Source organism: Candidatus Symbiopectobacterium sp. NZEC135 (genome assembly GCF_025962695.1).
The window spans coordinates 1-594 of sequence record NZ_JAGFPF010001327.1; the positions used below are offsets into that span (position 1 = coordinate 1).

At 57.2% G+C, this 594-nt stretch carries 1 protein-coding gene; it reads right to left on the reverse strand.

The features are described 5' to 3' along the window. Window positions 1–384 (reverse strand): ABC transporter substrate-binding protein (locus J5224_RS34090; RefSeq protein ID WP_264629274.1); only part of this gene is annotated, 384 nt, incomplete at its 3' end. Window positions 385–594: the final 210 nt, after the last annotated feature.

Below are 594 nucleotides of genomic sequence, written 5' to 3' on the forward strand. Positions count from 1 at the left end.
CAGCACCACGGTGGCATCGTCAATGACCTCAACGCGTTCAATCTGCCGCACCAGCTCCAGCCAGGCATGACGTTGATAATTGGCCAACACCGCATCGATATTCAGTTTTACCGCCGGCGCGTTGAACGGCTCGCCGTCGCTGAAGCTCACGCCCTGTCGCAGATGGAAGGTATAGGTTTTACCGTCTGGCGAAATCACCCAGCGCTCCGCCAGCCAGGGTTGCACGCCATTGTCGGTATTCACCACCAGCGACTCAAACACCATATTCTGCGCCGCCATCTCACCACTGTAGAGATGCGGGTTGATATCACGAATGTCCTTGGTGCTGGCATAATTGAGCGTCGTAGGCGTTTGCGCCGTTGCACTTGCCATGCCCAGCAACATCAGCGCCGCCAGAAAAAATCCGGTTATCGCTCGCATACCACCTCCCTATTTTTCCGCACACACCATAAACATCGGCGTCGAGGCGTAGTTAACCTTTTCGGTCTCATCCCACAGGGTGTCGCCCACGCGCGTATCCAGCATGATTTTATGGTAGCCACACTGGAGCAGCGCCTGGGTATCCCACTCCGGGCGGTGCTCGCGGCTGAGCGG